Origin of the sequence: Halomonas sp. M4R1S46, assembly GCF_025725685.1 — a bacterium.
GTDB lineage: Bacteria > Pseudomonadota > Gammaproteobacteria > Pseudomonadales > Halomonadaceae > Halomonas.
Map to the genome: position 1 here is coordinate 2,242,944 of NZ_CP107008.1, position 21,954 is coordinate 2,264,897.

16 protein-coding genes and 1 pseudogene are annotated in these 21,954 nt (G+C 65.7%); 4 read left to right on the plus strand and 13 right to left on the minus strand.

The window, feature by feature from the left end; genetic code table 11:
* Window positions 1–7 precede the first annotated feature (7 nt).
* Genes glp through mobA form a run of 3 tightly spaced genes read right to left on the minus strand, consistent with a single transcriptional unit; the run spans window position 8 to window position 2,447 of the window.
* Entirely contained in the window at window positions 8–1,261 is a 1,254-nt protein-coding gene (glp, locus tag OCT48_RS10610; protein ID WP_263589136.1) for a gephyrin-like molybdotransferase Glp, read from the minus strand.
* Complete coding sequence (gene mobB, locus OCT48_RS10615; protein WP_263589137.1) at window positions 1,258–1,845, minus strand: molybdopterin-guanine dinucleotide biosynthesis protein B; 588 nt, start codon at window positions 1,843–1,845, stop codon at window positions 1,258–1,260. The genes glp and mobB overlap by 4 nt, the downstream gene beginning before the upstream one ends.
* Window positions 1,842–2,447: a molybdenum cofactor guanylyltransferase MobA gene (gene mobA, locus OCT48_RS10620; protein WP_263589138.1), complete on the minus strand. Its 606-nt coding sequence runs from the start codon at window positions 2,445–2,447 to the stop codon at window positions 1,842–1,844. The genes mobB and mobA overlap by 4 nt, the downstream gene beginning before the upstream one ends.
* Before the next feature lie 206 nt (window positions 2,448–2,653).
* Here mobA and OCT48_RS10625 point away from each other — a divergent pair, with 206 nt between their 5' ends.
* Both OCT48_RS10625 and OCT48_RS19520 read left to right on the plus strand, forming a co-directional pair.
* Window positions 2,654–3,238: a cupin domain-containing protein gene (locus tag OCT48_RS10625; RefSeq protein WP_263589139.1), complete on the plus strand. Its 585-nt coding sequence runs from the start codon at window positions 2,654–2,656 to the stop codon at window positions 3,236–3,238.
* A gap of 288 nt (window positions 3,239–3,526) precedes the next feature.
* Window positions 3,527–6,118: an EAL domain-containing protein gene (locus tag OCT48_RS19520; RefSeq protein ID WP_318152492.1), complete on the plus strand. Its 2,592-nt coding sequence runs from the start codon at window positions 3,527–3,529 to the stop codon at window positions 6,116–6,118.
* Window positions 6,119–6,263: 145 nt separating this feature from the next.
* Here OCT48_RS19520 and OCT48_RS10645 read toward each other — a convergent pair whose 3' ends face one another.
* From OCT48_RS10645 to OCT48_RS10690, 10 genes are all read right to left on the minus strand, one after another.
* Complete coding sequence (locus OCT48_RS10645; RefSeq protein ID WP_263589140.1) at window positions 6,264–7,505, minus strand: uracil-xanthine permease family protein; 1,242 nt, start codon at window positions 7,503–7,505, stop codon at window positions 6,264–6,266.
* A 407-nt stretch (window positions 7,506–7,912) separates the two neighbouring features.
* Entirely contained in the window at window positions 7,913–9,553 is a 1,641-nt protein-coding gene (locus tag OCT48_RS10650; RefSeq protein WP_263589141.1) for a glycerol-3-phosphate dehydrogenase/oxidase, read from the minus strand.
* Between the two features lie 141 nt (window positions 9,554–9,694).
* Entirely contained in the window at window positions 9,695–11,434 is a 1,740-nt protein-coding gene (locus OCT48_RS10655; protein ID WP_263589142.1) for an ABC transporter substrate-binding protein, read from the minus strand.
* A gap of 233 nt (window positions 11,435–11,667) precedes the next feature.
* Window positions 11,668–11,940, minus strand: a complete 273-nt coding sequence (locus OCT48_RS10660) for a DUF2160 domain-containing protein (RefSeq protein WP_263589143.1) — start codon at window positions 11,938–11,940, stop codon at window positions 11,668–11,670.
* Between the two features lie 12 nt (window positions 11,941–11,952).
* Window positions 11,953–12,846 carry a carbohydrate ABC transporter permease gene (locus OCT48_RS10665; RefSeq protein WP_412031005.1) on the minus strand — a complete coding sequence of 298 codons (894 nt, stop codon included), beginning with the start codon at window positions 12,844–12,846 and terminating at the stop codon, window positions 11,953–11,955.
* Window position 12,847: 1 nt separating this feature from the next.
* A complete protein-coding gene (locus OCT48_RS10670) occupies window positions 12,848–13,729 on the minus strand; it encodes a carbohydrate ABC transporter permease (protein WP_263589144.1) in 882 nt (293 codons plus the stop codon).
* Window positions 13,722–14,822 carry an ABC transporter ATP-binding protein gene (locus OCT48_RS10675; RefSeq protein ID WP_263589145.1) on the minus strand — a complete coding sequence of 367 codons (1,101 nt, stop codon included), beginning with the start codon at window positions 14,820–14,822 and terminating at the stop codon, window positions 13,722–13,724. Before OCT48_RS10675 ends, OCT48_RS10670 begins: the two co-directional genes overlap by 8 nt.
* Before the next feature lies 1 nt (window position 14,823).
* A complete protein-coding gene (locus OCT48_RS10680) occupies window positions 14,824–15,912 on the minus strand; it encodes an ABC transporter ATP-binding protein (protein ID WP_263589146.1) in 1,089 nt (362 codons plus the stop codon).
* A 657-nt stretch (window positions 15,913–16,569) separates the two neighbouring features.
* Window positions 16,570–17,511 (minus strand): nucleotidyl transferase AbiEii/AbiGii toxin family protein, encoded by a 942-nt coding sequence (locus tag OCT48_RS10685; protein ID WP_263589147.1) that lies wholly within the window; start codon window positions 17,509–17,511, stop codon window positions 16,570–16,572.
* Complete coding sequence (locus tag OCT48_RS10690) at window positions 17,495–18,316, minus strand: type IV toxin-antitoxin system AbiEi family antitoxin (RefSeq protein WP_263589148.1); 822 nt, start codon at window positions 18,314–18,316, stop codon at window positions 17,495–17,497. The genes OCT48_RS10685 and OCT48_RS10690 overlap by 17 nt, the downstream gene beginning before the upstream one ends.
* Before the next feature lie 433 nt (window positions 18,317–18,749).
* Between OCT48_RS10690 and OCT48_RS10695 the strand changes: the two are divergent.
* Window positions 18,750–19,891, plus strand: a pseudogene (locus tag OCT48_RS10695) (IS3 family transposase).
* A 519-nt stretch (window positions 19,892–20,410) separates the two neighbouring features.
* Window positions 20,411–21,904 carry a TrkH family potassium uptake protein gene (locus OCT48_RS10700; protein ID WP_263589149.1) on the plus strand — a complete coding sequence of 498 codons (1,494 nt, stop codon included), beginning with the start codon at window positions 20,411–20,413 and terminating at the stop codon, window positions 21,902–21,904.
* The last annotated feature ends 50 nt before the right edge of the window (window positions 21,905–21,954 follow it).

Here is a 21,954-nt window from a genome sequence, read left to right on the forward strand (position 1 = left end):
CAGCGCCTCAAGACAGTCGAAAAAGGGGTTGGATGGTCACCGCCTCGCCGGCCTCGACGCTGTCGCGCCGGGCGTCGAGCTCGATCAGGCAGTCGGCGGCCACCATGGAAGACAGGATGCCGGAGCCCTGGGCGCCGGTGTCGCGTACCCACAGCCGGCCGGCCTCGTCGCAGCGGGTGACCCCGCGCAGGAAGTCGGTGCGCCCGGTGCGGCTGCGCAGGGGCGTCTCGGCCAGCGCCGTCAGCCGCCGCGGGGCCACCTCCGCCCTGCCCTGCAGCCGGCCCAGCAGGGGCGCCACGAACTGCAGGAAGGTGACCATGGTGGCCACCGGGTTGCCCGGCAGGCCGAGGAAGGGCACCGCTCGCTCGCCGAGCTGGCCGCAGGCCAGCGGCCGCCCCGGGCGGATGGCGATGCGCCAGAAGGCCAGGCGGCCCACTTCCTCCAGCGCCTGGCGGGTAAAGTCGGCCTGGCCCACCGAGACGCCGCCCGTGGTGATCACCAGGTCGGCCCGCTCGGCGGCATCGCGCAGCGCCGCGATCGTCGCGGCCCGGTCGTCGGCGAGGATGCCCAGGTCGAGCAGCTCGGCGCCCTGTTCGCGCAGCAGTCCGGCGAGGCTGAAGCGGTTGGCATCGAAGATGCCGGCCGGGGGCAGCGCCTCGCCCGGGGGCGTGACCTCGTCGCCGGTGGAGAACACCGCCACGCGGGGCCGACGATGGACCGCCACCTCGGCCAGCCCCAGGGAGGCCAGTAGGCCGAGCTCGGCGGCGCCGATCCGGGTGCCGGCGGTCAGCGCCCGCTGGCCACGGGCGATGTCCTCGCCGGCCTGGCGCACGTGCTGGCCACGCTTGACCCGCTCGGGATGCTGCACGCAAACGGTCGGCCCCGTCGCCTCGAGCTGCTCGCGCATGATCACGGTATCGGCCCCGGCGGGCAGCGGCGCCCCGGTGGTGATGGCCACGCAGTCGCCGGGCGCGAGGGCCGCGCCATGGGCGCGGCCGGCCAGCACCTCGCCGACCCGGCGCCAGGTCTCGGGCGGCGGGCCGGCGACGGGCCAGGCCAGGGCGATGCCGTCCATGGCGGCATTGGTGTTCTGGGGCACGTCGATGGGCGAGACCACGTCCTCGGCCAGCACCCGGCCGTAGAGGGCGTCCAGGCCGACCCGCTCCACCGCCAGCGGCGTCGGCACCAGCTCGGCCAGGGCGGCGTCGGCCTCTGCCGGCGAGAGCATGCGCTCGCCGAGATCGAAGCAGGAGAGCGTCATGCCGGCCGGCCCTCCCGGCGCGGGTGGCGCGCCTCGGGCCAGCGCGCGGGCCAGGCGGCGACCCAGTCGGCCAGGGCCTCGAGGTCGTTGAGCTCCAGCGCCTCGACCCCCTCGGGCAGGGGCACGGCGACGTCGCTGGCCACCGCCTTGACCCAGGGATCCTCGGCCACGCGCAGCGGCTTGCCCACCTCGGGACGATGCAGCTCCAGCTTGGGCAGCGGCCAGGCCTTGAAGCCCTCCACCAGCACCAGGTCCGGGGCCTGGGGACGGACCATCTCGACCAGCTCGGCGAGGTCCGCCTCGTCGCGCCCCGGGGTCTCCATCATCATCGCGATGCGTGCCCGAGAGGCCACCAGCATCGGCGCGGCCCCGGCCTGGCGCAGGCGATGGCTGTCCTTGCCCGGCTGGTCGACATCGAAGTCGTGATGGGCGTGCTTGATCACCGCCACGCGTAGCCCACGCTGGGCGAGCGCCGGCAGCAGGCGCTCCAGCAGGGTGGTCTTGCCGGTGCCGCTCCAGGCGGCGATGCCGAGCAGCGGCAGGTCGTCGCGAAGGGTCAGGGAGGCGGGTACCGAATCGCTCATGGTCGCGTGGACTCCTTGCCGTGCAGCCGCTCCAGGCGCTGCTTCTCGTCATGGGTGTTGAGGTTGGCGAAGGCCTGGGGACAGTCGGAGACATCGACGCGGTACCAGGCATGCCGGTCGTACCAGCGATCGATCTTGCGCTCGCCCTGGGCCAGGGCGCGGGCCAGGTCGTCGACCAGCGCGCGGCGGATCAGCGCCACCACCGGGTGCAGCCGCTCGCCGTCATCGGCCACGGCGATATCCATCGTGCCGATGCCCGCCACCAGCCGCGCCACCAGGTCGTCGGGCAGCGCCGGGCTGTCGCAGGGTACCACCACCACCCAGTGGGTCCGGGCGGCGTGGAGGCCGCTGTAGATGCCCATCAGCGGGCCCTGGTAGCCGTCCTCGGCGTCGCGGATCACCCGATCGCCCTGCTCGGCATAGGCCTCGAGGTGGCGATTGGCGTTGATCAGCACCTCGGATACCCGTCCCACCAGGGGCGCGCAGGCATGGGCCACCAGGGGGCGGCCGGCGAACGGTTCGAGGCCCTTGTCGCGCCCGCCCATGCGGCGCCCCTGACCCCCGGCCAGCACCAGTCCGGTGAGGTCGTCTCGGTGGATCATCAATACTCCAGTGGATTGCTCAGATATGGCCTCATGATGCCTTAGCCACGCGATGGGTGCCATGACCGCCGCTCACGGTTCGTCGCCGCCGTGACGCCGATCAAGCCGCGGCTTATCGAGGCCGTCGCGACACGGTATCATTCGTCAAGAATATTCCACGACCACCCACTTCAGACTCGCGGCCGACGCCGCCGGCAGGAACGATGATGGATGCAGGATTCGACGTGGGCGCCCGACTGCGCCAGCTGCGCCAGGAACGTGGCCTCTCGCAGCGTGAACTCGCCAAGCGCGCCAAGGTGACCAACAGCAGCATCTCGCTGATCGAGCAGAACAGCGTGAGCCCCTCGGTGAGCTCGCTGAAGAAGATCCTCGATGCCCTGCCGGTGTCGATCAGCGCCTTCTTCGCCGGCGACGAGCACAGCCAGCCGCGGCCCTTCTACAAGGCCTCGGAGCTCACCGAGATCGGCGACGGGGTGCTGTCCTGGCGGCTGGTCGCCGCGCGTCGACCGGACCGGCGCATGTCGGTGCTGCACGAGCGCTACCCGCCGGGCGCCGACAGCGGTGACGAGATGCTCGAGCACGAGGGCGAGGAAGGCGGCGTGGTGATCGAAGGCGAGATCGAGATCACCGTGAACGGCGAGGTCTCGGTGCTGGAAGCCGGCGACGCCTACTACTTCGACTCGCGCCTGCCCCACCGCTTTCGCAACATCGGCGACCAGGAGTGCGTGATCGTCAGCGCCAATACCCCGCCGTCGTTCTCCGATGGCGGCGAGGAGCTTCACCACGGCTAGTCAGCCCGCTCGCCGTGGACCGCCCAACCGACCGTCTCGAGCCCCCGCCCCTGAGGGCGAAGGCTCGTGGCGGATCGCGTCCCATCGACGGACCGACGCACGGTTCATGTGCGACGATAGCGGCCTGATCAATTCCTTCAGTCTTTGCTAAACTATCGGCCACCCCAGGAATCGACTCCTCGCAGATCAGCGTGAAGGCCGTGGTGGCGTGGGAAATTGTTGCGGCAATTCCCGCTAATGTGCGATGCACCAACAAAATCCAGGGGAATGTCACATGGAGACTTGGGCGTGACCGACGACCTCACCCTGCTGGAGGCTCAGCAGGATATCCACGAACTCATCGCCCAACAGGCGCCGCTGGAGAAGACGCTGGATGCGATTGCCCGGTGGATCGGCATCCTGCTCCCCGGCGCCGTGGTGGACTTCATGCGCTTCGACCCGGCCCGCTGTTCCCTCAGCCTGCTTCCCAGCCGACGCTTCTCCGAGGCCTATGTCGACCGGCTCCAGGATGTTCCCATCGGCTCGGCAGTGGCCTCCTTCGGGACGGCCGCCTACCTGCGTCGCCAGGTCATCACGGAAGACATCCAGGCGGATTCGCGTTGGGACGCCTTCCGTAGCGCGGCCCTTGCCGAGGGACTGCGTGCCTGCTGGTCGAGCCCGGTGATCACCGCGCAGGGCGAGTTGCTGGGGACATTCGGCACCTATTATCGCCAGACCGCCACGCCCAGCGCCGTAAGCAAGAGACGGCTTCGCCAAGCCGCCGCCCTGATCGCCTTGGCGATCATCAGGGACCGTGACAACCACCGCCACCGCACGCTGGCCGAGTGGCACCGTTCGCTGTTCGTCAACCACCCCGACGGCGTCTACGAATTCGATCTCGAGGGCCGGTTCCAGCGAGGCAACACCGCCCTGGAACGAATCACCGGCTATCCGGAGTCGGCCCTGGTCGGTCGCCATTTCAACGACTTCATCGCCCCCGACTATCGCGAGAAGACTCAGGCGGCCTTCGATGCCGCCAGGGCCGGGGCATCACGCCAGTACGAGACATTGGGCACCCATGCCGACGGTCACACCTACTACCTCGAGGTCACCAATTTCCCGGTGACCGTCGATGACGAGATCGTCGGTGTCTATGGCATCTGTCACGACATCACCCCGCGCAAGCGTCAGGAGGCCCAACTCCGTCTCTTGCAGCGGGGCATCGAAGCCAGCCCCAACGGGATCCTCATGGCCGATGCCGCCCAGCGCGACATGCCGATCGTCTATGCCAATGAAGCCTTCTGCCGCCTGACGGGCTATGCCCTGGACGAAGTCATCGGCAGAAACTGTCGCTTCCTGCAAGGTGACGAGACCGACCCCTCGACCGTCGAAGCGATCCGGCAGGCCCTGGCGGCGCGCAGCGAGGTACAGGTCACGCTGCTCAATTACCGCAAGGACGGCACCCCCTTCTGGAATCGACTGGCCATCAACCCGGTCGTCGACGAGGCCGGCCACTGCACCCACTTCATCGGCATTCAGGAGGACATCACCCGGGAGACCAACCAGGAGGCCCAGATCGCCTATCAGGCCACCCACGACCTGCTCACCGGCCTGCCCAATCGGACGACCCTGGATGACCGCCTCGAGCATGACCTGCGGTGGAGCCAGCAGAACCAGCGACTCCTGGCGGTGATGTACCTCGACCTGGACGGGTTCAAGGCGATCAATGATGGCCTGGGTCACCACGCCGGCAACCGGTTGCTGGTGTCCATCGCCGACCGACTGCATCAGCTGCTCGGCCCCCACGACACCCTGGCCCGCCTCACCGGGGACGAGTTCGCCTTCCTGATGCCGAACGTCACGTCCCGCGAGGAGGTGACCATCAGCGCCGAGCATATCCTCGCGGCCTTCGCGCCCTCGTTCGAGATCGATGGCCACGCGCTGCACATCAGTACCAGTATCGGGGTCGCCTGCAGCGACGAGGAGATCCAGCAGGCTCACGAACTGCTGCAGCATGCCGACCTGGCCCTGGAAGTCGCGAAACAGCAGGGACGCAACACCTGGCAGTGGTACCAGGGGGACAGGAAAGGGGACACCATCGAGCACGTGCTGCTACGTCATGATCTCCATACGGCGCTGCGCGACAATCAGTTCGAGCTCTACTACCAACCGGTGGTCGATGCCGTCAGTGGCCGCATCCGCAGCGTCGAGGCTCTGGTCCGCTGGCACCATCCGACACACGGGATGGTATCTCCCGGGATCTTCATTCCCATCGCCGAGCAGACCGGCCAGATCATCCCCCTGGGCCGCTGGGTGCTGAGACAAGCCTGCCGGAGCCTCGCCGCCAGGCGCGCCAGGGGCGAGCGCGTGTTCCCGGTGGCGGTCAACATCTCGTCGCTGCAGTTCCGCCGCGACGGGTTTCTCGACGAGGTGCAAGCCATTCTGGACGAGACGGGATTGCCGCCGGAGCTCCTCGAGCTGGAGATGACCGAGAGCATCCTGCTGGGGGGAGCCGCACAGGCCATCGAGATGATCGGCGCATTGCGCGGCATGAGCATCACGGTCGCCATCGACGACTTCGGTACCGGCTTTTCCAGTCTCAGCTACCTGCGCGATCTCCCCATCCACAAGGTCAAGCTGGACCGCGCCTTCATCCGCGACATTCTCACCAACCGCAGCAATGCCGCCATCGTCCAGGGCATCATCACCATGGCCCATCACATGGACCTGGTGGTGGTCGCCGAGGGGATAGAGGCGCGGGAGCAGCAACAGGACCTGGTCCATCGCGACTGTGACCTGCTGCAGGGGTTCCTCTTCGCCAGGCCCATGCCGCTGGAAGACCTCCTGACGCTGCCCGACATCCTGCCTGCCGTTACCCCGTGCCAGCATAGCGAGGGGTGACGGCCCGCCTGTACCCGATCTTTCGGGCTCACCTCGATGCCAGGCCCGAGGGCGCTCGGGCCGGGGCTCAGCCGATGCTGGAAGGGGCACGCGTCGCTTCAGATGACGCAAGTGACGGTTCCCCGCCCGAAGCGGCGGGGAGCCGTCACTCCTCCTCGGCCCTGGGCAGCACCCAGTTGAGCACGATGCCCACCAGGGCGGCGAGGCTCACGCCCTGCAGGGTGAACTGCCCGCCGCCGAACTGCATGCCGCCGATGCCGAAGACCAGGATCAGCGATACCACCACCAGGTTGCGCGGCGCGGTCAACGGCTTGCCGGCGCGCACCAGGGTGTTCATGCCGACCACGGCGATGGAGCCGAACAGCAGCGTCATGATGCCGCCCATCACCGGGCCGGGAATGGTCTGCAGCACCGCGCCGAGCTTGCCGAAGAAGGACAGCAGGATGGCGATGCAGGCGGTGGTCACCATGATCCAGGGATTGAAGGCCCGGGTCAGGGTCACCGCCCCGGTCACCTCGGAATAGGTGGTGTTCGGCGGCCCGCCGAACAGCGCCGCGACGCTGGTGGCCAGGCCGTCGCCCAGCAGGGTGCGATGCAGGCCGGGCGTCTCGAGGTAGTTGCGACGGGTCACCGAGCCGATGGCCACCATGTCGCCGATATGCTCCACCGCCGGGGCGATGGCCACCGGCAGCATGAACAGCACCGCGGCCCAGTGGAAGCTCGGCGCGACGAACTCGGGCAGCGCCAGCCAGGCCGCCTCGTGCACGGGCGTGAAGTCGACCACCCCCATCAGCACCGCCAGCACGTAGCCGGTGGCGATGCCGCCCATGATCGGCACCAGCCGGATCAGCCCGCGGCTGAACACCGCCAGCACCAGGGTCACCAGCAGGCTCGCCATGGACAGGAAGATCGCCGGGCCGTAGCCGATGGCCTCGCTGGTCTCGCCGGTGGCCATGTCCACCGCCACCGGCGCCAGCGCCAGGCCGATGACCATGATCACCGGCCCCACCACCACCGGGGGCAGCAGGCGATGCAGCCAGGCGGTGCCCTTGAGGCGCACCAGCTGCGAGATCGCCACGTAGACCAGGCCCGCCGCCAGCAGGCCGCCGAGGGTCGCGGGGATGCCGAAGTTGGCCACCGAGCCCTGGATCGGCGCGATGAAGGCGAAGGACGAGGCCAAGAAGACCGGCACGCTCACCCGGGTCACGCCATGGAAGACCAGGGTGCCGACGCCGGCGGTGAACAGTGCCACGTTGGGGTCGAGGCCGGTGAGCAGCGGCACCAGCACCAGGGCGCCGAAGGCCACGAACAGCATCTGGGCACCGACCAGCAGGGTGCGCACGGGGGAATCGACCGGCAGGGGGGCGGCCGCCGAGGTATCGGGCATGGAATGGGCTCCTGGACAGCGGGCAGTGGACGTCGCGCGGCATTCTAGCAGCCTCGCCGCGGCTTGGGGCCTCCCAGGCGCGGGGAGAGTCTGAACGACCGTACCCGCTGCTACCACAACCAGACGCCTTAGAGAGCCTTTCCAGTTTCGCAGTAGCAATGGGCGCCGGGGACAAGGCGAAGCGAGGGTCCTTTGCCATGGGCGAGGCGGGACATGGAGAACATCCAGTGAATGTTCTTCCCGCCGAGCGGGTTGGCCAAGGATGGCCAACCCAGGCCCTGCAAGCGGCGCAGGATGCTTTAGCGCCGCAGGGCAAAGGTAGCGCCCAAGGAGGGGTTCACAGCGCCCTCGCGAAGGCTTGTCGCCGGAAAAGCCCACCTCCACTGGTTGCGGTTTGAAAGGAGCTCTTAAGTCCCCTCCCCGAGGCGTTCGTCGACCGGAGCGGGCGCATCGGCGAAGTACTCGGCCATGCGGGCCTCGGCCCGGTCGCCGAAGAGGATGTCGCAGGCCTCGCGCAGCCCCGGCGAGGTGCGGATGGTCGCCTGGGGCACCACCAGGGAGATCTTCGAGCGTCGGCGCAGGAAGTCCTCGAGCCGGGTGACCATCTCGCGGCGCCGGGTCAGCTTGAGCTCGCCGCGCAGGTACTCGGTCCCCGCGATCAGCACCTCGCCCTGCCGGGGATCCTGGCGGATGTCCTCGAGCACCTCCAGGGCCTGGGTGCCGTAGCGCCGCCACAGCCGCAGGCTCAGCGGCTCGGAGGCATGGGCGGCGGTCATGGCGTCCAGGTCCATCAGGCGCGCCTGGTGCATGAAGGTCTCGCGCAACGAGGCATCGGGCTCGCCGTACCAGCGATAGTCCGGATGGGGCAGCCTCACCCCCAGCCGCCCCACCGCCTCGACCACCTCCTCGCCGACGTTGAGGCAGTCCGTCAGCTTGCCGCCGAAGATGCTCAGGTGACGGGCCTGGCGGTCGATGTCGATGGCATGCTTGCGCGAGAGGTTGAGGAAGTCCCGCTCGCCGCCGCCGTTGGTCTTCACCGCCAGCGGCCGCACGCCACAGCGGGTGGCGATGATATCGGCGGCACTCAAGGGCGCCGGAAGCGCCAGGCGCTTGTTGATGTTGTCGAGCACGAACTGGATATCGTCCTCCGTCACCTCGACCTCGGGCGAGTCGACCCGGGTATCGGTGGTGCCGATGCAGGTGCGCGCGCCCATGGGGATGACGAAGAACAGCCGCCCGTCGTCGGCGAAGAAGGCCAGCACGCGACGGTGCTCGGTGAGGCGCGGCACGATCAGGTGGATGCCCTTGGAGAAGACATGCCGATGCTCGGTCTGCTGGCCCGAGAGGCGGTTATGCCGGTCGACCCAGGGGCCGGCGGCATTGATCAGCACCTTCGAGCGGACCTCGAAGGTGTCGCCGTCGATGACGTCGCGCACCCGGGTCACCCAGAGGCCCCCTTCCCGCCGTGAGCCCAGGGACTCGACGTAGCTGGCGGCCACGGCGCCGAAGTCCAGGGCACCGCGCACGAAGTTGAAGACGAAGCGGGCGTCGTTGTCGTGCAGGTAGGCATCGGAATATTCGAAGCCACCCAGGGCGTCGTCGGTGTCGATGATCGGCTCGCGGGCCTTGATGTCGGAGGCCGTGAGGAAATGCGGCCGGCGGGTGAAGCCGCTGCCCATCAGCCAGTAGAGCCAGGTGCCGGCCCAGGGGTACAGGGGATGATGGCGAAAGCCCTTGTTGATGGTGGTCAGGAAGCGGATCTCCTGCACCGTGGAGGGATAGCTCTCGATCAGGTGGTTGCGGCTCTTGCAGAGCTTGCGCACCAGCGCGAAGTCGCCGCTCTCCATGTACTTGATGCCGCCCCACACCAGGTTGGAGGACTGCATGCTGGTGCTGCCGGCGAAGTCGCCGCGGTCGATCAGCGCCACCCGCGCCCCCTTGCCGCTGAGCGCGGCGGCGGCGGAGGCCCCGTTGATGCCGGCGCCGATCACCAGGACATCGAACACCGGCTCGGGCAGCTTGCGAAGATTGGTCTGTCGTAGTTGCATGTCTGGCCCTTCCTGGAAGCAAGGGGCCCCGCTCGGTGTACTCCGGGCGGGGCCCTGGGTCCCGTTCAGGCAACCGTTCACACGGGTGTCGTTACCCGCCACCAAGCGGCGGGCCGAGGCGGACCCGAAGGCCCGCGGACATCAACGTGAGCCGGCGGCCATCCACTCCTCCATCATCTCGTCGTAGGGCACGGTGGTCCCCTGCGGCATCTCGTTGTCCAGCTCGGCCTTGGGCGAGCCGTCCCGGGAGAGCCAGTATTCGGGGTCGCGCTCCTCGTTGAGGTTGGGGGCGTAGGTCTCGAAGACCTTGGCCCGCGCCAGGCGCGCCATGATGCTGTCCAGGTCGCCGGCCAGGTTGTCGAGGGCCTCCTTGGACGAGATGTCCCCACTGACGGCGGGCGACAGGTTCTGCCACCACAGCGGCGCCATGCGCGGATAGTCCGGCACGTTGGTGGAGGACGGCGTCCACTTGGACTCGTTGGGGCTGCGGTAGAACTCCACCAGGCCGCCGAGCTTGGGCGCCATCTCGGTCATCTGCTCGGAGAAGATGTCGGAGCGGCGGATCGGCGTGAGGCCGGCCATCAGCTTCTCCAGCGAGACGGTCTTGGCGACCGTGAACTGGGCGAACAGCCAGGCGGCGGTGCGACGGTCCTCGGGGGTGGAGTCGAAGAAGGTCCAGGAGCCCACGTCCTGGTAGCCGACCTTCATGCCCTCCTCCCAGTAGGGCCCGGTCGGAGACGGCGCCATGCGCCACTTGGGCGTGCCGTCGTCCTCGGTGACCGGCAGGCCCGGGTCGGTCATGTCGGCGGTGAAGGCGGTGTACCAGAACATCTGCTGGGCGATGTTGCCCTGGGCCGGCACCGGCCCCGCCTCGCCGAAGGTCATGCCGCTGGCCTCGGGCGGGGCGTACTTCTCCAGCCAGTCGACCATCTTGGTGACGGCGAACACCGCGGCCGGCGAGTTGGTGGCGCCGCCACGGCTCACGCTGGCCCCCACCGGCTCGCTCTGCTCGTTGACGCGGATGCCCCAGTCGTCGACCGGATTGCCGAAGGGCACCCCGGGGCTGCCCATGCCGGCCATCGACAGCCAGGAGTCATGGAAGCGCCAGCCCAGCGACGGGTCGCGGCGGCCGTAGTCCATGTGGCCGTAGACCTTGGTGCCGTCGATCTCGCCGACGTGCTCGGTGAAGAACTCGGCGATGTCCTGGTAGGCGGTCCAGTTGGTGGGCACGCCGAGGTCATAGCCGTAGAGCTCGCGGAACTGCTCCTGCAGGTCCTCGCGCTGGAACCAGTCGTAGCGGAACCAGTAGAGGTTGGCGAACTGCTGGTCGGGAAGCTGGTAGAGGCTGCCGTCGGGCCCGGTGCCGTACTGCAGGCCGATGAAGTCCTCGAGGTCCAGGGTCGGCAGCGTATAGTCCGCCCACTCGTTCTCCATGGCGTCGGACAGGTTGACGGTGGTGCCGTAGCGGATATGGGTGCCGATGGCATCGGAGTCGTTGACGTAGGCGTCGTAGATGTTGCGCCCGGACTGCATCTGGGTCTGCATGTTGTTGACCACATCACCCTCGCCGATGATGTTGTGGGTGACGTCGATGCCGGTCAGCTCGCCGAAGGCCTCGGCGAGCACGTCGCGCTCGTAGATGTGGGTCGTCAGGCCCTCGGCGACGGTGTTGATCTCCATGCCGCGGAACGGCTCGGCCGCCTCGGCGAACCACATCAGTTCCTCGATCTGCTGCTCGCGGGAGAGCGTCGAATCCTGGAAGTGCTCATCGACCAGCCGCTCGGCGATGGCGCGGGCGTCGTGGTTGTCGGCGTGCAGGGCCGTGCTTGCCAGCATGACACCGGCCGCCAGCAGAGAGCGTCGCATTGTTGTCGCTTGCATATTGACCTCTTGGTTTGTTGTGCAGGGCTATTGCAGCCAGCCTTGGCACTCGGAGATGCTCCGTCGACAGGACTGCGAGGGGGCGCTGTGAACCCCTCCCTGGGCGCTACCGACGCCATCCCTGGCGTAGGACCCCCTCTTCGTCCTGTCCCCGTCGCCCCTCGATAACCAATTGCATTGCCCTGGATCGTTGTGGTCGTTCGTCCGTGAACGTTGAGCTCCATGCGTGGCTGTCAGCCCCAGCGCATCAACGCCAGCATCCAGAGGATGGAGGCACCCAGGGCGATCCAGATACTCAGCGGCGTGAATCCCACCACCAGCAGATGGATGTAGGCGGCGGAGAGCAGGCCGATGAACAGCCGATCTCCCCGCGTGGTCGCGATCGGCAGGAAGCCCTTGCGCTCGATCGAGGGTGAGGCAACTTCCCAGGCGGTCATCCCGGCCAGCATGGCCGCGATGGCCGAGAAGAAGATCGTGGTCGGCGTGGTCCAGACCATCCATTCCATGTCGATTCCTCCTCAGGTCCGGCCCAGGGCGAAACCCTTGGCGATGTGGTTACGAACGAAGTAGACGACGACGATGCCCGGCAGGATGGTCAGGGTGCCGGCGGCGGCCAGCGCCCCCCAGTCGATCCCCGAGGCCCCCTTGGTCTGGGTCATGACCGAGGCGATGGGCTGGGCATCGGTGGCGGTCAGGGTGCTGGCCAGCAGCAGCTCGACCCAGGAGAACATGAACAGGAAGAACAGCGTGACGCCGATCCCCGAGCTGATCATGGGGATGAAGATCCTGACGAAGAACTTCGGGAAGCTGTAGCCGTCGATGAAGGCGGTCTCGTCGATCTCCTTGGGCACGCCGCTCATGAAGCCCTCGAGGATCCACACCGCCAGCGGAATGTTGAACAGGCAGTGCGCCAGGGCCACGGCGATATGGGTATCGAAGAGCCCGACCGTGTAGTAGAGCTGGAAGTACGGCAGCAGGAACACCGCCGGCGGCGCCATCAGGTTGGTCAGCAGCCAGAAGAACAGGTGCTTGTCGCCGATGAACTGGTAACGGCTGAAGGCATAGGCCGCCGGCAGGGCCACCACGATGCTGATCGCCATGTTCATCACCACGTAGGTGATGGAATTGACGTAGCCCATGTACCAGCTGGAGTCGGTGAAGATCCTGGCGTAGTGCTCGAGGGTGAAGTCCTCGGGCCACAGGGTCAGCCCGCCGAGGATCTCGGTATTGGACTGGAAGGACATGTTGAGCAGCCAGTAGATCGGCAGCAGCACGAAGACGATGTAGGCCGCCATCAGGCCGCGCTTGCGCCACTGGCGAGCCAGCGGGCGCGCCTGGCGACGGCGACGGGCATCGGCGGACGCCGCGCGCTTGCGCACGGCCTCGGGTGTGGTGGGCATCGAATCGGTCATCTCAGGCCTCCCCTTCCTGCTTGTCCTTCTGCATGTTCATGATCGCGGTGTAGAACACCCAGCTGACGAGCAGGATGATCAGGAAGTAGATCAGCGAGAACGCCGCCGAGGGCCCGAGATCCTGCTGGCCGATGGCCATGGTGGTCAGCGACTGGCTGAGGAAGGTGGTCGAGCTGCCGGGCCCCCCGCCGGTGAGCACGAAGGGTTCGGCGTAGATCATGAAGGAGTGCATGAAGCGCAGCAGCACGCCGATCACCAGCACGTTGGTCAGCTTGGGCAGCTGGATGTAGCGGAACACCGCCCACCTGGAGGCGCGGTCGATGCGCGCGGCCTGGTAGTAGGCGTCGGGGATCGAGCGCAGCCCGCTGTAGCAGAGCAGCGCGATCAGCGGCGTCCAGTGCCAGACGTCCATCAGGATGATGGTCGCCCAGGCATCCACCGGACTCGCCGTGATGTTGTAGCCGTAACCCAGCTCGCGCAGGCTCCAGCCCATCAGGCCGATGTCGCCGCGGGTGAAGATCTGCCAGATGCTGCCCACCACGTTCCAGGGAATCAGCAGCGGCATGGTCACCAGGATCAGCACCGCCGAGGCCTGCCAGCCCTTCCTGGGCATGATCAGGGCGATGCCGATGCCCAGCGGCACCTCGATGGCCAGCACCGTCAGCGAGAAGGCGAACTGGCGCAGCACCGCCGCCTGCAGGGTCGGGTCGTTGAGCATCTCCTTGAACCACTCGGTGCCCGTGAAGAAGCGGGTATTGGCGTCGAAGACGTCCTGGACCGAGTAGTTGACCACGGTCATCAGCGGGATGATGGCCGAGAAGGCCACCAGCAGCAGCATGGGCAGGATCAACCACCATGCGCGGTTGTTGGGGACTTTAGTCATGATCGATCTCCACGCGGTATTCGTCGACGTAAAGGCCGAGGCGATCGTCGGGGAAGCGCAGGTAGGCACGCCCGGTCGGGGTCGGCTGGTCCTCCTCGATGCGCGCCTTGAGGGCGGTGCCACCGAGCTTGAGGTAGACGATGGAGTAGGTGCCGAGGTCCTGGGCGTGCTCGACGGTGGCTTCCATGCCGCCCTCCACCGGGGTCTCGTGGACCTCGACGAACTCGGGGCGAATGCCCAGCTTGACGTTCCTCGAGCGGGCGCCATCGATGGCCCGGCGCACGCCCTGCCCCACCGCCACTGCGGTGTCGCCGGCCATCACCCGGCCGTCGCGCAGCGCGACATCGAGGAAGTTCATGCCGGGGCTGCCGATGAAGTAGCCGACGAAGGTGTGGTTGGGGGTCTCGAAGAGCTCACGGGGCGTGCCGAACTGCACCACCTGCCCCTCGTACATCACGGCGATCTTGTCGGCGAAGGTGGAGGCCTCGAGCTGGTCGTGGGTGACGTAGACCATGGTGATCCCGAAGCGCTGGTGGATCTCCTTGAGCTTGCGGCGCAGCTTCCACTTGAGCTGCGGGTCGATCACGGTGAGCGGCTCGTCGAAGAGGATCGCCGAGACATCGTCGCGCACCAGCCCGCGGCCCATGGAGACCTTCTGCTTCTCGTCGGCGGTGAGGTTCTTGGCCTTGCGCTTGAGCAGCGGCGTCAGTTCCAGCACGTCGGCGACCTCCATCACCCGCTCGTGGACCCGGGCCTCGGGGGTCTTCACGTTGCGCAGCGGGAAGGCCAGGTTGTCGTAGACCGTCATGGTGTCGTAGATGACGGGGAACTGGAAAACCTGGGCGATGTTGCGCGCCTCCGGCGGCAGGGCATTGACCCGCTCGCCGTCGAACAGCACGTCACCGCTCGACGGCTCCAGCAGGCCGGAGATGATGTTGAGCAGGGTCGACTTGCCGCAGCCGGAGGGCCCGAGCAGCGCATAGGCCCCGCCCTGGTGCCAGACGTGGTTCATCTCGCGGATGGCATAGTCCTCGGGCGACTGGGGGTCGGCGAGGTAGGTGTGGGCCAGGGACTTCAGGGTGATCTCGGCCATCTCACATGCCTCCCAGGTGGGTCGGGATATGCACCACGGCGCCCTGCCGGTCGAAGGCATAGACCTTGTGGGTCGGGAAGTAGAGCGTGACCGGCGCATCGACCGGGAACTCGTGTACGCCCTCGAGATGCACCGTCATGTGGAAGCTCTCGTTGTGCACGTGGAGGAAGGTCTCGGAGCCGCTGATCTCGGCCAGGTCGACGCTCATCTGCACCTCGATGTCGTCCTCGGCCCGGCGGGTGAGCGAGAGGTGCGAGGCCCGTATGCCGAAGCGGTATTCTCCGGGGGGCAGCGAGCGCAGGTCGTCGTTGATGGGGAAATGCAGCCGGCTGTCGAAGGTGACCTCCGCGCCGGAGACGATGCCGTCGACGATGTTGATCGGCGGCTCGGAGAACATCTCGGCGGTCAGGATATCCCGCGGACGGTGGTAGACATCCTCGGTGCGACCGTACTGCAGCAGTCGCCCCTGGTGGAGCACCGCGGTGTTGCCGCCCAGGGCCAGGGCCTCGGCGGGCTCGGTGGTGGCGTAGACGGCGATGCAGTTGCGCTCGCTGAACACCGCGCGCAGCTCCTCGCGGAATTCCTCGCGCAGCTTGTAGTCGAGGTTCACCAGCGGCTCGTCGAAGAGCACGATATCGGCATCCTTGACCAGCGCCCGGCCCATGGCGGTGCGCTGCTGCTGGCCGCCGGACAGCTCCAGGGGCAGGCGATCGAGGAAGGCCTCGATATGCAGCATCTCGGCGATCTCGCGGACCCGCCGATCGATCTCGCGCTTCTCGACCCTGGCCAGCTTGAGCGGCGAGGCGATGTTGTCGTAGACGCTGAGGCTCGGGTAGTTGATGAACTGCTGGTAGACCATCGAGACGTTGCGCTTGCGCACCGAACGGCCGGTGACATCCTCGCCGTCCATCAGCACCCGGCCGCGGGTCGGGGTGTCGAGACCGGCCATCAGGCGCATCAGCGTGGTCTTGCCGGACAGGGTGCGGCCCAGCAGCACGTTGAAGGAGCCGGGCTCGAGCTCGAGGCTCACCCCCGCGATATGCGTATCACCGCCGACCACACGATCGATGTTTTCAAGGATCAGGGACATACAGTTCTCGGCTTTCGTTGTTGTTGACGGTATTCGGAAAGTGCTGAGGGAACCCTAGCCGAGATTCGGATACCGCCACAAATGTTAATAACCGAAAATGCGCCACGCGCCGCACGAAATCCCGATCCACTCACCCCATGTTATTGTTTATAAATAATATTGTAGCAGCATTGAACTTTTGTCCAAGGCCGCCAGTTATCCGCGAAGAAAAAGCGCGGTCGGCGAGAGGATGTTCAATACTGAACGAATTCGAACATTATGAAGAAACAACGCTAAGAATAGGCCAACGCCAGTGGGTAGTCGCACTGGACCGTACAGGAAGTGCTGGTACCGCCACGTCTACGGTCTATGCAGTTTATGGCGGTTGAGGTGGCGGGATTATCCGACCGGACACCGGTCTGCGGAGCAGATCTGTACCGCGAGCCGGCCAACAGGCACCAGCAGATCAATGGGCTGGCCCTGCTGGTCGAGGAGGCCAGGGAGATCACTCTCTGCGAGGACGACGGTCTCGCCACCTTGGTGGATGGGACACGCACCGGGAGGTGCTGGACAGGACGCGGCCTGCCGGCACGAGACAGGAATGCCCTGAGCCAAACGCCACCGCCAGGCAGCTGCCCAGGCACTGCGACTACCTCGGAACGGTTGCCGCGGCATATCTCAAGTTACACGCTCAGCAACCTGCGCCAATGTCAGCTCCAGCTGCAGTCTATCGGCCTGCCGCTTGGCCTGTGAACGGCGGGACAGGTTGTGCAGCTTGCGACGCACCCCGGGTAACGCTTGCGCCCGAGGCAATCCGATCAGCCCGAAATCCGGTTGCTCGGATTCCACGGAGCGCAGGAAATCGCGAGACGATTCATCCAACCAGCCGGAAATCCACGCCAATAGCTGGGCTCGAGTCTCCAGGAGGCCGCTCGTACTCGTCGGCACGGCGGTCATGCCCCTGAAGTGGGTATTGAATATCGCCTCGAAATTCTCCGGCTCTCGTGGCGCCAGCATTTCCCACGCGGGCTTGGGGCTGCAGGTCAGGTAGACCAGGAAGGTGCGCCACAGCGTGGCGTCCGCTCGTGCATCCTGCAGCAGCAACCCGATATCGAATAGATCGCGCGGATGCTGACGTGTTAGTGCCGCCGCCAGCTTGCCTGCATAGAGGTCGGCGAAGGCGAGAACCTGGACGAAAGCAAAGCCGAACGCCTCCTCGACTTGTGGGGTAACTTCCATCTCCCTCACTGGATGTACAGTCCCGCGCATTACCGGTGAAGTCTCGATCTGTACGCGTGCACGATCGCGGCTGACCACCAGTCGGGTAATGCCCCGGGCCCCCTGGCTACCCGATAGCTGCACTTGCAACCGCAGCGGGGGAGCCCGCAGGAGGCCAGCCAACGTCTCCAGCGAGTCGGCGATGAGGGCTGAATCCTGGTTGAAATCATGTACCGGCAGCCATGCCAGGTCGATGTCCACCGACAACCGGGGCAGATCGTGCTCGAACAGGTTGATCGCCGTCCCACCCTTCAAGGCGAAGCGCGGCTCCCGCCCCAACATGGGCAGAATGTCGACCAAGAGTTGCACACGGTCGGCATAGCGCCTATCCCAAGTGCTCATCCAAGTCTCCTGGTAGCGTGATCAGATAAGTGGGATGCAGCCGCCCTCCAGGCACCAACGATCGCTTGCCGCGGCCTAGATCCACGTCCTCCATCGGGACCCGGGGCAGCCAGGCATGCTCATGCCTTTCCGCCAGCGCAAGGAACAAGCGCTTGGCTTTGATGCTGCTGCAGTGACGCAGCAGCATGCCGATACGGCGCGGCCTCAGGGTCGTCATGCTCTGCATCAGCGCATCGGCTTCATAGATCAGGGCTGCGTCCGGCGGCTCATCGCATAGCTCCAGCATGGCCCGCTCTGGAGTGGAGCAGACGATGGGCCCCTCACCGGAGCTGGTCTCCCGCCTGACTAAGCCTTGATCAGCTAGCTGACGGTCCGGCACCTCGGATGTGAAACGAAGCGCGGGGAGGTCGAAGGGGCCTTTTCCGCATGCCTCGAATCGTTCGGACATCGGGAGCCTGGTGGCCCATCCCGGGAGCCGGTCAGGGCCATACAGTGTCACTACATCTCCTTCGCCTAGGCGCAGGTAATGCTCATACCCCTGCCAGGCAAGTGCGAAGCGTCCGCCCACATGAAGCGACAGCCCTTCCCGGAGTTGGAGAGAACGCACCACGCCCTCCCACAGGAGTCGCCCACCCTTCCTCATGTAGACGCCGCGTGCCGGCGACTCCAGCCAGCCGCTAGCCACATAACGACTGACGAGGCTGCTGGAGTAGCCATGGGTCCTCAGCCAGCGGCTGGAAGCCAGGGTGGTGTCGCCCAGGTTGGCCATCAGGCGGTTTATGCGCCTAGTATATTGCTCACTCATAGTTAGCAAAATACGCCCATAATAAACTCCTGGCAATGCCGGAGGTTTGCAAAAACGTATAAATACTCACTCATAGTGCCTTAGAAAGCAATTCGGCAAACCATATGGCCAGTGGTGAGGCAGGAGTCTGTGGATCCGGCTGGCGTTCTGCGTCGGCAGCCGAGCCAGCACGTCTTTCAGGGAGGCAGGGGTGTCGCGAGCAACGCTTGCCGTTGCCGATCTGCAGGAAAGCGAAGAGTGGCTCGCATCATCATGATGGCCTCTCGGTCTTCGGCGGTGGAAGCCGGTAGCGACGCAGCATGGCATCACCGTACCCGATGGGCCAGGTGTAGCATTCGGTCATTGAGACCACCGGTGACGGTTGTCGTTATGAAGTGGTCCAATTGGAGCGGACACCCCGATAAGCCTCATAATGGGGGCAATGGAGGTGTTCATGACCAAGAAGACTCGACGTCGGTATTCCGATGAATTCAAGGCGGATGCGGTGAGCCTGGTGACCGAGCAGGGGTATTCCGTATCCGAGGCCGCCCGGCGCCTGGGGGTTGACCGTAGCCTGTTGGATCGTTGGTGCCGCAAGTACCGTCAACAGGCTTCAGACACCTCGAGCCGGCAAGCGGATGATCGCGACGCCGAGATCAAGAAGCTCCGCGAAGAAGTTCGTAAGCTTCAGATTGAAAAGGATATTTTAAAAAAGGCGGCGGCCTTCTTCGCCAAAGAGTCGAGCTGAGATACCAGTTCATCGAGTCGGAGAAGGCCACCTATCCCGTGGCCGTGTTGTGTCGAGTCATGCGGGTCAGCCGGAGCGGTTTCTATGCCTGGCGACGGCGTGGCCCTGATGACCATCGCCAGGCCCGGCACCGCGAGGTCAGAGAGATCCATCGTCGTAAGCGCGGCAGCTACGGCAGCCGCCGCATGGCCAGAGAGCTGCGACGCCGTGGCTACCAGGTCGGTCGTTACCAGGCCCGCAGCCTGATGCGGGAAGCAGGCGTAGAGTCACGGCAGCGCCGCCGCTGGCGCCATACGACCGACAGTCAGCACACCCTGCCGGTGGCGCCTAACCTGCTGAACCGCCAGTTCACGGTGGCGGCACCGAACCGGGCCTGGGTGGCCGATATCACGGCGATCTGGACGCTGGAAGGATGGCTCTATCTGGCGGCGGTGCTCGACCTCCACGACCGGCAGCTGGTGGGCTGGGCAATGGCGGACCACATGCGCACGCAGTTGGTCCTGGACGCCTTGGAGATGGCCGTGGGTCGCCGGCAGCCCGAGAGCGGGTTGATCCATCACAGCGACCGCGGCAGTCAGTACGCGTCACGTGATTACCGCGCCACGCTGGATCGGCACGAGTTCCAGGCCTCGATGAGCCGCAAGGGGAACTGCTGGGACAATGCCGTCATGGAGCGCTTCTTCGGCTCACTGAAGAGCGAGTGGCTGGCTGACCAGCGCTACGGGAGCCGCCAGGCAGCACGGCGTGACGTCGTCGAATATATCGAGATGGAGTACAACAGTTGCCGGCTCCACTCGACTCTCGGCTACCAGTCGCCGAGGGAGATCGAACTGGCAGCGGCAGCTTGAAAATGTGTCCGCTCTGACTTGACCAGAACATTATGTACCCTCTCGATCCTTGCCGCTCAGGCGAGAATGGCACAATGCGGCTTGAATCGTATCGGCATATGAGTCCAGCCTTTCCAGTTCTTGTTCCAGGTTGCCATCGGTCGACGAGCGAAGCCTGATGGCCATCAACTCTGTTGCTGCCGATACGGCATGTGCTCGACGCACCTCTGGGCTGACGCCTGCAGACAAGACATGATGCGTCAGCGTGTTTTCACGCCTGGCACATGGAGAGTACGCCATTTGAACCTGAAGAGCACAATGCTCCCTGGTGGACACACAGGCTTGATCTGTATGGCGATATTTTCAAGCACCCCTCCGAGTCTTCGGGAAGTTTTTACGCATTATTCATGTCATGAGAGACAGGACAGCCCCCGTTTCCCTACCCGTGGACTGCCCCGTCATTAGCCCGGGAATCTTTACAGAAATTTTATGCCCCCTCGTGCTCTCATGATGACGACTGGATTTTGTGGGGGTATCCAAATGTCTCGGACGTTGGGCTTTCCTCGTCGTCATGCCGAAGAACGTGCTCGCCTCTGGGCTCCGGTCTTCAAGGCGGTATCCGTGCTCTGGCTGGTGTTGGCGCTGTTCATGGCCTTGCCCTGGGGGGTGCTGCTGATCGAAGGGGATCCCGACGCCATGGCGTTCGGTCTGTCCATCCTCTTGATCCTCCTGGCGGTGGGCCTCACCTGGAGCCTGACCTTTCGCACTGCCGTTGAGCTCAAGCCCTGGCAGATGTTCGTATTGACCACACTGAGCTGGGTGAGCGTCAGCGGTTTCGCCAGCCTGCCTCTGATCCTGGGCGCCCCACAGCTCTCGTTCACCAATGCGGTGTTCGAGTCGGTATCGGCGATCACCACGACCGGGTCCACGATCCTGTCCGGCATCGACACGCTTTCCGATGGGCTCAAGCTGTGGCGCGGCATCATGCAGTGGCTGGGGGGCATCGGCATCATCGTGATGGGCATCGCCATCCTGCCGTTCCTGAAGGTCGGCGGCATGAGGCTGTTCCATACCGAGTCGTCGGACTGGTCGGACAAGGTCATGCCCCGGACCGGCGGCATCGCCAAGGCGACCCTGGGGATCTACTGCGGAATGACGCTGACCGCCATGGTCACGTACTGGCTGGCGGGCATGACGCCCCTGGACGCCGTCGTCCACGCCATGACCTCCGTGGCCACGGGGGGCTTCGCCAATACCGATGCCTCCTTCGGCGCCTACGCCGAGACACCGCGCATACTGTGGCTCGCCAGCCTGTTCATGCTGGGTGGCTCTCTGCCCTTCGTGCTGTATATCCGGATGCTGCGCGGCCACGGCCTGGCCCTGTGGAAGGATCAGCAGGTCAGGGGGCTGCTGTTGGTGCTCACGGTCGTCTGTCTGCTCATGGCGATATGGCGAATGCAGCTGGGCACGCCCCCCGCCGAGGCCCTTACCCATGTGGTCTTCAATGTCATCTCGGTGGTCACTACCACGGGCTATGCATCGGAGGATTACACCCTGTGGGGGCCCATGGCCACGGTCGCCTTCTTCTACCTCACCTTCGTCGGTGGCTGCAGCGGTTCCACGGCGGGCGGCATGAAGATCTTCCGGTTCCAGGTCGCCATCTTGCTGCTGATCAGCCAGTTGCGCTTCCTTATCCACTCCAGTGGCGTCTTCGTGTCGCGCTACAATGGCCAATCACTGACCGATGAGATCACGCGTGGCGTGGTGGCCTTCTCCTTCTTCTTCTTCCTGACCATTGCCGGCGTGGCCCTGGGCCTCTCCCTGATGGGCCTGGACCTGGTCACCGCGCTCTCCGGGGCCGCCACGGCCGTGGCCAATGTGGGGCCGGGCCTCGGTGACATCATCGGCCCGTCCGGCAATTTTGCGCCCTTGCCGGATGCGGCCAAATGGCTCCTGTGCATCGGGATGCTCATGGGCCGGCTCGAGATTCTCACCGTCCTGGTCCTCCTGACCCCCATGTTCTGGCGCCGATGAACCGCGGGGAGCCAGGTCCAATGACTCATTCGTTGAAAGAGGCGTCCTCC

Coding starts and splice junctions, on each gene's coding strand:
- mobB (WP_263589137.1), bottom strand. CDS start 1,845: ATGAGCGATTCGGTACCCGCCTCCCTGACCCTTCGCGACGACCTGCCG.
- OCT48_RS10660 (WP_263589143.1), bottom strand. CDS start 11,940: ATGGAATGGATGGTCTGGACCACGCCGACCACGATCTTCTTCTCGGCC.
- OCT48_RS10675 (WP_263589145.1), bottom strand. CDS start 14,822: ATGGCCGAGATCACCCTGAAGTCCCTGGCCCACACCTACCTCGCCGAC.
- mobA (WP_263589138.1), bottom strand. CDS start 2,447: ATGATCCACCGAGACGACCTCACCGGACTGGTGCTGGCCGGGGGTCAG.
- glp (WP_263589136.1), bottom strand. CDS start 1,261: ATGACGCTCTCCTGCTTCGATCTCGGCGAGCGCATGCTCTCGCCGGCA.
- OCT48_RS10685 (WP_263589147.1), bottom strand. CDS start 17,511: ATGAGCACTTGGGATAGGCGCTATGCCGACCGTGTGCAACTCTTGGTC.
- OCT48_RS10665 (WP_412031005.1), bottom strand. CDS start 12,846: ATGACCGATTCGATGCCCACCACACCCGAGGCCGTGCGCAAGCGCGCG.
- OCT48_RS10645 (WP_263589140.1), bottom strand. CDS start 7,505: ATGCCCGATACCTCGGCGGCCGCCCCCCTGCCGGTCGATTCCCCCGTG.
- OCT48_RS10625 (WP_263589139.1), top strand. CDS start 2,654: ATGGATGCAGGATTCGACGTGGGCGCCCGACTGCGCCAGCTGCGCCAG.
- OCT48_RS10690 (WP_263589148.1), bottom strand. CDS start 18,316: ATGAGTGAGCAATATACTAGGCGCATAAACCGCCTGATGGCCAACCTG.
- OCT48_RS10655 (WP_263589142.1), bottom strand. CDS start 11,434: ATGCAAGCGACAACAATGCGACGCTCTCTGCTGGCGGCCGGTGTCATG.
- OCT48_RS10670 (WP_263589144.1), bottom strand. CDS start 13,729: ATGACTAAAGTCCCCAACAACCGCGCATGGTGGTTGATCCTGCCCATG.
- OCT48_RS10650 (WP_263589141.1), bottom strand. CDS start 9,553: ATGCAACTACGACAGACCAATCTTCGCAAGCTGCCCGAGCCGGTGTTC.
- OCT48_RS10680 (WP_263589146.1), bottom strand. CDS start 15,912: ATGTCCCTGATCCTTGAAAACATCGATCGTGTGGTCGGCGGTGATACG.
- OCT48_RS10700 (WP_263589149.1), top strand. CDS start 20,411: ATGTCTCGGACGTTGGGCTTTCCTCGTCGTCATGCCGAAGAACGTGCT.